Below are 8,351 nucleotides of genomic sequence, written 5' to 3' on the forward strand. Positions count from 1 at the left end.
CCCCAGGCCCCGCCCCCGCAGCCGGGGGCTGCGGGCCCCGCGGCGCCGGGCGGACCCTCGCTCACCAAGCTGTCGCTCACCAAGGAAGCCCCCTCGGTGTCGCTCACCAAGCACGGCGCGAGCGGCGGAGCCATGCGGGTCAACCTCAACTGGCGCCCCCGCGACCCCTCCCAGGCGGCCGCCTCCGCCGGTCGCGGCGGGTGGCTCCGCAAGCTCGCCGGCGCCGGGGCCGGGAGCGGCGGCCCCGACCTGGACCTGGCCTGCCTCTACGAGCTCCAGGACGGCGGCAAGGGCATCGTGCAGGCCATCAACCAGAAGTTCGGCACCCTCTACGGGCCGCCGTACGTGCAGTTGGAGAACGACGACCGCACGGGCGCGGTGGCCACCGGCGAGAACCTGTGGATCAACCTGGACCACGCGCAGCACATCCGCCGGCTGCTGGTCTTCGCCTTCGTGTTCAGCGGGGCGGGCAGCCTGCAGGGACTGGACGCCGTCGCCACCCTGTACCCGGCCTCCGGCATGCCGATCGAGCTCTGTCTGGAGGAGTGCGGCTTCCCCGCCACGGCCTGTGTGATCGCCGTGATCGAGAACATCGGAGGGGAACTGGTGGTCAAGCGGGAGGCCCGCTACTTCCAGCGGACGGCGCAGGTCTCCAACCACATGCTGATCGACCAGGCGTACGGCTGGGGCCTCACTTGGACCCGCGGCTCCAAGTGACGTCCGGCGGGCCCGCCCGCCGCTGCCGCCGCCACCGGCCGATCCCCGGAGGGCTGGGGAGCCCTTCGACCGGTGGCCCCGGCGGCAGTCCGGCAGGTGGGGCCGCCGGGAGCGGGCGGGTTGGTCAGGGGGTCCCTGCGCGGAGGTCCTCCGCCGGTCCGTCATGTGCCCCGCCGGCGGCCCCGGTGCCCGTGAGTGCGGCGAGGAGCTGCAGCTTCTCGTCGCTGTCGCTGTCCTTGTCGGGGTAGTAGACGACGAGGATGACGTCGCCGACGGAGAGCTTGTCGCGGTGGAGGCGCAGTTCGCCGACAACGGGGTGGTGGACCGTGGTCGTGCCTCCGTCGAGAGGGCGGACGTCGTGGCGGGCCCACAGGGTGCGGAACCGCTGGCTGGACAGTGCGAGTTCGCCGACGAGCTCGACGAACCGGGAGTTGTCGGTGTCGTCCCCGATGGTGGTGCGCAGGGCGGCGACGAAATCGGCGGTGGCCGTGGCCCAGTCCTGGTGGAAGGCCCGTTCCTCGGGATCCAGCAGGAGGGAACGAAGCCGGTTCTCGCCGGGCCTCAGCCGGGGGGAGAGCGCGACCGCCATGGGGTTGGAGGCCAGGACGTCGAAGGCGCGCCCTTCGACGAACGCGGGGATCTGAAGGTGGGCGAGCAGCTGGTGCACCCGCGCCGGCACGTGCTCGGGCCGTCTGCGGCGCGGCGCCCTGGGGCGGACCGCCGCGAGACCGAGCAGATACGTCCGTTCGATGTCGTCGAGCTGCAGGACACGCGCCAGTGATTCCAGGACCTGCACCGAGGGGTTCCTGTCACGGCCCCGCTCCAGGCGCAGGTAGTAGTCCGGACTGATTCCGGCGAGCAGGGCGACCTCCTCGCGGCGCAGTCCGGGTACGCGGCGGTTGCCACCGGGCGGCAGGCCTGCCTGCTCCGGGGAGACCAGCTCACGCCGGGCACGGAGGTAGCTGCCGAGCCGGTTGCCGGATTCCTCATCCTTCATACCCACACCGTAGTGCGGTGTGCCCGGCCCAGCGGGGGCCCTGTCAGGACCAGGGAAGACGGGGGACCTGCCACGCCCGGCGGATGCCGTCAAGACTGCGAGAGCACTGTTTCCGCAGGAGACAGCGAGCATCACCGTCTGCGCCGCGGGCCCGAACGCCTGCGGCGCCGCGCACTGAAGGGAAGACCTCGTGGATCTCTCCGACCGCACCGTTCTCGTCGTCGGCGGAACCTCGGGCATCGGACGGGAGCTGGCCCGGCGGTTCGCCGCCGCGGGCAGCACCGTGGCCGTGGCCGGCCGCAACCCGGAGGCACTCTCCGCGCTCGCCGAAGAGGGCTTCGGCTCGATCAGCGTCGACGTCACCGACGGCGCCTCCGTCGCATCCGCCCGGGACACCGCGCTCGCCCGGTACCCCGGACTGGACACCGTGGTGACGATGTCGGGCGTCATGCTCCTGGAGGACCTGCGCGACCCCGCGCACTTCGAGGCGGCGGCCACGACGATCGACACCAACCTGCTCGGCACCATCAGGGTCGTCGACGCCTTCACCCCGCACCTGGTCCGGCGGGGTGCCGGCACCTTCGTCACCGTCACCTCCGGCATCGCCTTCCTGCCGTTCCCGCCCATGCCCAGCTACGCCGCCTCGAAGGCCGCCGTGCACGCCTACTCCGAGGCGCTGCGCGCGCAGCTCGACGGCACCGGTGTCGGCGTCGTGGAGCTCGTCCCCCCGGCCGTGGCCACGGCAGGACAGGAGAAGGTGAACCCGCACGCGCTGCCGCTGGACGACTTCGCCACCGAGGTCATGCAGTTGCTCTCGCAGGAGCCCACCCCCCACGAGATCCTCGTGAAGGGCGTCCTCCTGCACCGCTGGGCCGAGCGCGACGGCACCTACGACGACCTCGTCGCCCAGCGTTCCAAGGCTCTGGCCATGCTCCCCGGCCGCCAGGGCTGACACGCCCGTACGGCAGGGGCGCCGGGCCGGTGTCCGGGCAGCCGTCGCGGGGGCTGCCGTCCCTGCCCGGCACAGGGCGGCGGGGGACGGACACCGGCCCCCGGGAGTGGTCTTCGAGGAGCCGGGGCGGCAGGCCCGGCGGTGCGCGGCGTCCCGGCGCACGGTCTCCGGCACCGGGGCTCCGGCCCAGGAGTCCCCGCGCGCCCGGCCACGGCGGCGGCCCCCGGTCCGGACGGGACGCCGCTCACCGTTCGCCGTGAGCGGGCAGCGGCGCCCGGCGAGCTCCACAGCCTCGATGTGCATGCCGGGGATCTCCGCCGCCCTTCCGGCGGTCCCGTACGGCATCCGCCACGGCGTCTGCTCCCGCAGGTGCACTCGCGCCGGGCGCTCGGCCGGTGCACGACTCCGGGTGGCCGCGGCTTCCGTGGAGCACCCGGAGACGCCGGTGGACGAGCCGGCCGGCGTCGGCAGCACGACCACCGGCGTCGTCCACAGCCGGGAGCTGCCCCGTCGGGCGGTCCGGACCGGTCTGACCGGCAGCCGGCTCATGGCCGCGCTCCGGCGGATCGCGGCGCGGTGCCGTCGTCGTCCGGGTGCACCGGACCGGGAGAGGTTCGCCGGGTTCCCCCGGCACCGGGGCGACCGGGCCGTCCGGCTCTCCGCCCGGTGGGTGCCGCCCCGGCGAACCCACGGGGCAGTACGGAACTGACGGTCCATCAGCACACGTGCTGACCCCGGGTGATGCGGCGCTCAGGACGCGGGCGGCGGTCACGCTCGGCACGGGTTCGTCCTGGGTCCGCGGCAGGGCGTGGCCGCGGCCGCCCTCCGGGCGGGCGGCGGCAGCGGCGCCGTCCGACGCGGACCCGGCCTGCGGCCCGCCGGTTCCGCGGGGCCGCCCGACCCGTGCGGCGGCGGCGGGGCGGCCTGACGGCGTCCCGGCGGGGAACGGCGGAGCGCGGCGGAAGCGCGGCCTTGCTCGGCCGGATTCAGGGCCTGGCGGTCAGCCTGCCGCGGACGGCGGCGTGGACCTCCGCCTCCTCGGCCGGGTCGGCGGCGAGCCTGCGCAGTCGTTCCAGCACACGTGCGTCACCGGTGGTGGCGACATGGCGGGCGGCCAGCTCCCGGGTGGACTCCTCGCAGTCCCACAGGCACTCAACCGCCGGCCCGGCCGCGAAGTGGGGGTCGGTGTCGGCGAGCGCACGGGCGGCGCGTCCGCGCAGCTGGGAGGAGGCGGTCTCCGCGTAGATGTAGCGCAGCGCAGGCACGGCGGCGGTGGCCCCCAGCCGGCCGGCGCCGTCGACCAGGCAGCCCAGGCCGTCCCCGTCGGCGCCCCGGGCGGCGATCCAGTGCCGGAGGGCGTCGGCGACCAGGGGCGCGTCGCGCTCGTCGCCGGCGCAGGCGAGCAGTCTGGCGGCGGCCTCGCCCAGGGCGCTGTCGGCGCCGCCGGTGGCGGGGTCGGCCCAGCGGCGGGCGTGCTCCATGGCGGCAGGCCCGCGCATCCTGCCGAGGACGTCCAGGGCGGCTTCCACGATCCGCTGGTCGGGGTCGGCCGCGGCGAGTTCGATGAGTCCGGGGGCCGCGGGGTCGTCGCAGTCGACGAGGTGGCGCAGGGCGGCCCGTCGGGCGCCCTCGGCGCCGTCGCGGGCGGCCGCCAGCAGCAGTGGCCGGTCCTCGGGTCCTGCGGCGGCGGCCAGGCAGCGGGCGGCCGCAGCGGCACGGCGCGCGGTGGCCTCGTGCGGCGAGCCGGAGGTGTCCTCCTCCGCTGCCCGGTCGGCCCAGGCGAGGACCTCGGCGGCGCCCCAGCCGGGGGCGGCGGCGGTGCGGTTGAGCTGTCGCTGCCACAGGTCGAAGGGGGCCTGCTCCCCGGCGGCGGCGATTCTGGGGTGGACGGCGGCCCACAGCCGCCAGGGGCGTGGTTCATAGGCGTTGCGGACGGCAGCCCGCAGCGCCGCGTCGCCCTCGGGCCCGGCCGGGAAGCGGTCGAGGACTGCGGGGGCCAGCCGCAGCAGCGCCGCCTCGTCGTCGTCGCGCAGGGCCAGTTCGTCCAGCGCCCAGGCCCAGTTGCTGCCGCAGGCGGTGTAGCGGCGGAGCAGGTCGAGGGCGTCGCGGCGGCCGTAGGCGGCGAGGTGGCCGAGGACGGAGAGGGCGAGTCCGGTGCGGCTCTCGTCGTCGTCGAGGGCGTCGTCGGGGTGGAAGAGGTGCGCCTCGAGCCCGTCCAGGGGGCCTTCCAGCTCCGAGTAGAGGCGCGCGTAGTACAGCGACCGGTTCTCCAGCTGCCAGTCGTGGCGGGGGTCACTGGTGGCGCACGCGTCCAGGGCGGCGAGGGCGTCCGGCCGCTCGGCCGCCAGCGCGTGCAGGGTGCCGTCCCCCCGGCCCCGCTGGAGCAGGCCGAGAAGGGTCGCACTGGGCGCTATGTCGGGCTCGAACATGAGGTCAGCATCCGTTGCGGCGGTCCTGGTGGCAACGGGATTTCCGTCGCCGGGGGCCCCGGCGCCCCGGATCCCGGCCGGCGGACGGGGCCGGACCGGGCCAGGAGGCCGGAAGCACCGAAGGTTACCGTTCGAGCGGCTTGTCCGCACATGACGCGGGTGGCGGGCCCTCCGGGTACCGACTGCCTTTGGCATATGCCGCGGGAACATGGGGCGTCGGAATCTCCAAAGCCCTTACCTCCGGTGGCTCTCTGTGCAACAGTCGTGACAGCCCCATATGTCCCCTCGACCCGTGGGAACCTCCATGCACCCCGCCGCGCACCAGGACCCGCGGACCGTCCGCCGGGACGCTCCGGGATCCACGGCGCCGCCGGGCGGGTCGCCCGGCTCGGGCGTCGCCGAGTGGAACCTCACCACCGACGAGGTGTACTGGTCCCCGGAGGTCTTCGAGATCTTCGGCCGAGACCGCTCCTCCGGCGCCCTCACCCTGGACCAGCTCCCGGCCCATCTGCTCCCCGACGACCAGCTGCCGCTGCAGGGCATGGTCACCGCGGCCCTGGTCGACGGGCGTCCGCTGGCCGGCGAGTTCCGCCTGGTGCGGCCGGACGGCACCGTAAGGACGGTGCACTGCACCGGCGAGCCGGTGGTCGGCGCGGACGGCCACGCCGAGTCACTGTGGCTGTCACTGCGGGACGTCAGCGGGCACCGCGCCACGGCGTCCGTCGCCAGAGCGCCCGGCGGTGCCACCCCGCCTCCCGACCCGGTGGTCCTGGAGGCGGCGGCGCGCGGACCGGCCGACGCCTCGGCGGGCTGGTGCGACACCCTGCGGCTGCCGGACGGCGGGATGCTGCTGGCGCTGGGCTCGGTGGCACCCGGCGACCCGGACGGCGGCGCCGGGCCCGCGACGCTGCGGGACGCGCTGCGCGGGATGGCGCTGGCCGGGGCCGGACCGGCCCGGATGCTGCAGCTGCTGGACGGCCTGCTGCCGCAGTGCGCCCTCGCCCCGCCGCAGGCGGCGCTCTGCTGCCACTGCGCCCCCGGGGTACGGCCGGACCTGGTCTGGGCACAGGCCGGTGGGCCGGGCCCGCTGCTGGTACGTGACGGGGAGGTCCGGTGGGCGGGGTCACCCGGCGGGCCCGGCGATGCGCCGGGCGCGGCGCCGGAGCCGTCCGCCACCCAGCGGCGGATCGGGCTGAGGCCCGGCGATGTGGTGCTCTGTACGACCGGCGAGCGGCACCTCGCCCTGCTGGGACCGGCCCTCGGCGGTGCCGCACCGCGGCTCGCCGCCGCCGCGAGCGCGGCGGAGTGCGCCGATCTGGCGTTCGCCCTGCTGACCGGGGCCGGTACCGGGCCGGACGCGCCCGCGGCCTCCGGCGTGGGTGTGCTGGCGCTGCTGGTGCGCTGAGACGGCCGCGCGGACCGCGCCCGCCGGGCCGGCCCCCTCGGCGGAGCCCCTTGCCTCACACGATCTGCCGCCGCTGCTGCGGCACGGCCAGCCGGATCTGCTCCCGCAGGTCGGCGACCTCCGGCAGGCCCTTGTAGCGCTGGGTCAGCCGGTACATCTCGCGCAGCCGGTCCCAGGTGCGGTGCGAGGAGGTGTCGCGGATCAGCGCCAGCGCCAGCTTGGCCTGCACCTGGGCCTCGTCCGGCTGCCCGGCGATCCAGCACGCCGAGGCCAGGGAGAGGTGGTCGAAGACGTTGGAGCGCTCGAACCCCTGCTCCGCGCGCAGGTCCAGGGCCAGCCGGGCGTGCCGCTGGGCGAGCACGGCGGCCTTGGGGTCGTGGTCCGCCAGGGTGCGGTAGACCAGCGCCTCCATGCCGTGCAGCTCGGCCTCGGTGAACAGCTGCATCCAGCTGGGGCCGGCCTCGCCGGTGTCGGCGACGAAGAGCTCCTCGGCCTCGCCGAGCACCCGGCGGGTGGCCTGGGAGCGGCCGAGCGAGGCCTGCGCCCAGGCCTCGATGGTCTGGAGCATCGCCCGGGTGCGGGGCAGGGTCTCCTCCCCGGTGCCCGCCTTGGCCAGCCGCATCAGGTCCAGCGCGTCGTCGGCCCGGCCGAGGTGCACCATCTGGCGCGCGGCGCGGGAGAGCGCCTCCCCGGCCCTGGGCCGGTCGCCCGCCTCGCGCGCGGCGTGCACGGCGATGACGAAGTACTTCTGGGCGGTGGGCTCCAGGCCGACGTCGTGCGACATCCAGCCGGCCAGCACCGCGAGGTTGGCGGCGACGATCCACAGCCGCCGCTCCAGATCCCTGGGGTGACTGTACGTCAGCATGCCGCCGACCTCGTTGAGCTGGCCGACCACGGCCTTGCGCTGGAGGCCTCCGCCCCGGGAGGCGTCCCAGGCGCGGAACACCTCCACCGAGCGTTCCAGCGCCACCACCTCGTCGGTGCCGACGGGGCCTGCCTCGTAGAGGTCCAGTGAGGACTCGGCGACCGGGATGACGGTTCTGGGGCTGCCGGTGGATCCGGGGGCGACGGGGGCGGTGATCCAGTCGTGGAGTGAGTCGGCGATGACGGAGCCTGCCGCGAGTGCCGCGCCAGCTCCCATCAGACCGCGTCGGTTGAGCATGAGGTCCATTCCCGTGAACTCGGTGAGGACCGCGGCCGTCTGCTCCGGCTTCCAGGGCATTCCGGTGTCCGATGTGCCTGCTCTGCTGCGCCGGTGCCGTTCCAGACCGAGGTCCTCTGTGGTGACGACACGGCCGAGCCGCTCGGTGAACAGTGCGGCCAGCACCCTGGGCACCGGATCACGCGGGATCTCTCCCTGCTCGATCCAGCGCCGCACCCGCGAGGTGTCGGTGGACAGCTGCTGCTGGCCCAGGGCGGCACCGCGCCGGTTGACCATCCGCGCCAGCTCGCCCTTGGACCATCCGGTCAGGGCGAAGAGGTCGGCCAGTCGGGTGTTGGGTTCTCTGCTCACGTCAAGCCCCCAGGTTCCTCGGCACCTCCGACATTAACGGCCTGTCATGTGCCCCGCGACCATTCGCCAGGGTTCGCCAGGGTGCGCCAGATGGTGTGCCACCCGGCGCCGGGTGTGATGTAGACATGCGCCACCCGACCCCCCGTCGGGAACCGCCGCCACCAGGGCACTTCGCCCGGGTGGCGGCGGGCCCCGGTCCTCGCGGGAGGGAGTGGCGCAGAGGGTGGCGCGAGGGCGCCGCGCACGGCAGTACCCGGCGGACCGACGCACTTCCCCAGGGGTGCGCAGGCGCCTCCGGGCGGGGTCCCCCCGTTCCGTGCCCGGCGCCCGCCCGCCAC

5 protein-coding genes and 1 pseudogene are annotated in these 8,351 nt (G+C 75.3%); 3 read left to right on the forward strand and 3 right to left on the reverse strand.

Annotated elements, in window-relative coordinates; translation table 11 throughout:
• Window positions 1–717 (forward strand): annotated as a pseudogene (locus AOK09_RS31460) (Tellurium resistance); the annotation flags it as partial.
• Between the two features lie 124 nt (window positions 718–841).
• On the opposite strand, the gene AOK09_RS31465 reads toward AOK09_RS31460, so the two are convergent.
• Window positions 842–1,714, reverse strand: coding sequence for a helix-turn-helix domain-containing protein (locus tag AOK09_RS31465; protein WP_055590637.1), 873 nt, complete (start codon window positions 1,712–1,714; stop codon window positions 842–844).
• Window positions 1,715–1,904: 190 nt separating this feature from the next.
• On the opposite strand from AOK09_RS31465, the gene AOK09_RS31470 reads away from it, so the two are divergent.
• Complete coding sequence (locus AOK09_RS31470) at window positions 1,905–2,666, forward strand: SDR family oxidoreductase (RefSeq protein WP_055590638.1); 762 nt, start codon at window positions 1,905–1,907, stop codon at window positions 2,664–2,666.
• Window positions 2,667–3,652: 986 nt separating this feature from the next.
• Here AOK09_RS31470 and AOK09_RS31480 read toward each other — a convergent pair.
• Entirely contained in the window at window positions 3,653–5,095 is a 1,443-nt protein-coding gene (locus tag AOK09_RS31480) for a hypothetical protein (protein ID WP_055590640.1), read from the reverse strand.
• Between the two features lie 292 nt (window positions 5,096–5,387).
• On the opposite strand from AOK09_RS31480, the gene AOK09_RS31485 reads away from it, so the two are divergent.
• Window positions 5,388–6,500, forward strand: coding sequence for a PAS domain-containing protein (locus tag AOK09_RS31485; RefSeq protein ID WP_169797086.1), 1,113 nt, complete (start codon window positions 5,388–5,390; stop codon window positions 6,498–6,500).
• A 55-nt stretch (window positions 6,501–6,555) separates the two neighbouring features.
• Here AOK09_RS31485 and AOK09_RS31490 read toward each other — a convergent pair whose 3' ends face one another.
• Window positions 6,556–8,013 carry a DNA-binding protein NsdB gene (locus AOK09_RS31490; protein WP_055590642.1) on the reverse strand — a complete coding sequence of 486 codons (1,458 nt, stop codon included), beginning with the start codon at window positions 8,011–8,013 and terminating at the stop codon, window positions 6,556–6,558.
• Between the last annotated feature and the right edge of the window lie 338 nt (window positions 8,014–8,351).

The organism is Peterkaempfera griseoplana (assembly GCF_001418575.1).
Taxonomy (GTDB): domain Bacteria; phylum Actinomycetota; class Actinomycetes; order Streptomycetales; family Streptomycetaceae; genus Peterkaempfera; species Peterkaempfera griseoplana.

Bases quoted from the DNA above. Each gene is read 5' to 3' on its own strand.
- AOK09_RS31480 (WP_055590640.1), bottom strand. From the start codon at position 5,095: ATGTTCGAGCCCGACATAGCGCCCAGTGCGACCCTTCTCGGCCTGCTC.
- AOK09_RS31465 (WP_055590637.1), bottom strand. From the start codon at position 1,714: ATGAAGGATGAGGAATCCGGCAACCGGCTCGGCAGCTACCTCCGTGCC.